The sequence below is a fragment of the Mesonia sp. HuA40 genome (genome assembly GCF_008017835.1).
Classification (GTDB): domain Bacteria; phylum Bacteroidota; class Bacteroidia; order Flavobacteriales; family Flavobacteriaceae; genus Mesonia.
This window is the reverse complement of record NZ_VRLT01000042.1, coordinates 1-1,742: the sequence shown is the minus strand read 5'-3', so window position 1 is coordinate 1,742 and position 1,742 is coordinate 1. Positions and strand designations below refer to the sequence as shown.

Sequence of the window (1,742 nt, the reverse complement as noted above, 5' to 3'; positions counted from 1 at the left end):
ACTTTAGCCAACAACGGCTATAATTCATTGCGGCGGAATTTTCTACCGAAAATTCCATCCTTTTTTCTATCTTTGAGCTACAACGGAATAATTCCTGCGAATTTTTCCGCAACAAATCATAGCCAAAGCCGTTACCCAACATTTGACCGAAAAATTCTAGAAAAATTGATAAAACTAAAATAAAAATGAACATATTTAAATGGTTTCAAAAAAAAGGGTCAGTAGGAAGTATTGTAAGAACTATCATTAAACAATATAAGCTTCTTAAAAATCAAAATTCAGAATTGGATGATGATGAAATTTTAGAAATGATTTTTGAAAATAGATATAGAACTATGAAAGCTAAACCTGGCGAAAAGAAAAGATATCTCTTTGCTATGGCAGACTCAAATACTTATAAATCTATAAAAAGCTTATCAATGGCGATCATTAATATTGAAATGGATGTGAGTTATTCCGATGGTAAGGTTTATGAAAATTGTTTAAATATAGTAGATGAGGAAATTGAAAGACTGTTATGATAAAAAATGTGTTAGCAGGAAATGAGAATTTAATAAGTTTAGGGAATATTACTATTAAAAATAATCTTATATCAAAAATTAACTTTAATTTTAAAAACCCAAATTTACCAGAAGTATTTGCTGGTGCACAGAAAAAAATTATCAGTATTAATGAAAATGTAAACTATCAATTTGAATTGATTAGGATTTCAAAAGCTGATTTCCCTTCAAAAAAAGCAAATAAAAATTATTATATCATTTCTAATAATCTTAATCAAGTATTACCGCTAAAATATTCTGACTATAAGTTATCGATTAAATTAAGCTGGTTAGAATTTTTAACAATAAAATGGTCAAAAAAACAAACTTTATACCACGAGATAAATCCTAAAAAGGAATTTTTAAAATATCTAATTGTTGGAATCCCATTACTAATAATTGGTTTCTTAGTTCGTGGTTGTTATGATAAAGTTACAAATAAAGAAAATGACAAAACTGAAAAACAAGTGAATAAAAAAACGTTGGGTAACAACGTATATAACAAATAGCTACGCCTTTTCTAAATCGAAAATTTTGCTATATTTGGAAAGTCGCCATTTTTTTTATTTGGCGTTTTAGAAGTTTAAAATAAAAACTTAAACAAAAAAATTGGCTTGTGGCTCAACCGAAAAATTTGCGCTTTTCTGCACGCTACTTGTCATATACAATCACGTTACATACAATGGCTCGGAATGAAAAGCAGAACCGACAAATAATTTTTCTGATTGGTTGAAAAACTTGAGAAAAAAATAAATCATTTTTTTACTAAAATCAACTGACTTAAATTGCAATCTGCGAAATTGAATAGCATTACGCGGAATGAAATAGCGCTACGCTGAAAAAAATGAATAAAACTATATCGTGCAAAAAAATAAAAAGCGAATTTAAAAATTAAGCTGAATTAAGGTCGAATCAAAAATTTGAAATAGACGAAAAAAAGATGTTAAAATCTACGTTTTAAAAATAAATCAGCGCATTGCAGAATAAAAAAGTGGACGGAAAAAAAATCAGAGCGGAAAAAAAAATCTGGACGGCAAAGCAGAACCTTCCAAGCAGAGCGTGTCGCCACAGTATGTAACAACGGCTATAATTCATTGCGGCGGAATTTTCTACCGAAAATTCCATCCTTTTTTCTATCTTTGAGCTACAACGGAATAAATCCTGCGTATTTTTCCGCAACGAAATCATAGCCAAAGCCGTTAC

Annotated in this window: 4 protein-coding genes; 2 read left to right on the top strand and 2 right to left on the bottom strand. The window is 29.2% G+C overall.

The genetic code is table 11. The annotated features are described in order from the left end of the window. The coding region (locus tag FT993_RS12420; protein WP_222708307.1) for a hypothetical protein at positions 1 to 193 on the bottom strand (193 nt) is incomplete at its 3' end. Here FT993_RS12420 and FT993_RS08525 point away from each other — a divergent pair. Further along, entirely contained in the window at positions 186 to 521 is a 336-nt protein-coding gene (locus tag FT993_RS08525) for a hypothetical protein (RefSeq protein WP_147862128.1), read from the top strand. The genes FT993_RS12420 and FT993_RS08525 overlap by 8 nt on opposite strands. Positions 522 to 529: 8 nt before the next feature. Continuing rightward, positions 530 to 1,048, top strand: a complete 519-nt coding sequence (locus FT993_RS08520) for a hypothetical protein (RefSeq protein WP_147862127.1) — start codon at positions 530 to 532, stop codon at positions 1,046 to 1,048. 448 nt (positions 1,049 to 1,496) lie between these two features. Here the strand turns inward: FT993_RS08520 and FT993_RS12415 are convergent. Continuing rightward, positions 1,497 to 1,742, bottom strand: a 246-nt coding sequence (locus FT993_RS12415) for a hypothetical protein (RefSeq protein WP_222708306.1), incomplete at its 5' end; no start/stop codon positions are given.

Bases quoted from the DNA above. Each gene is read 5' to 3' on its own strand.
- FT993_RS08525 (WP_147862128.1), top strand. From the start codon at position 186: ATGAACATATTTAAATGGTTTCAAAAAAAAGGGTCAGTAGGAAGTATT.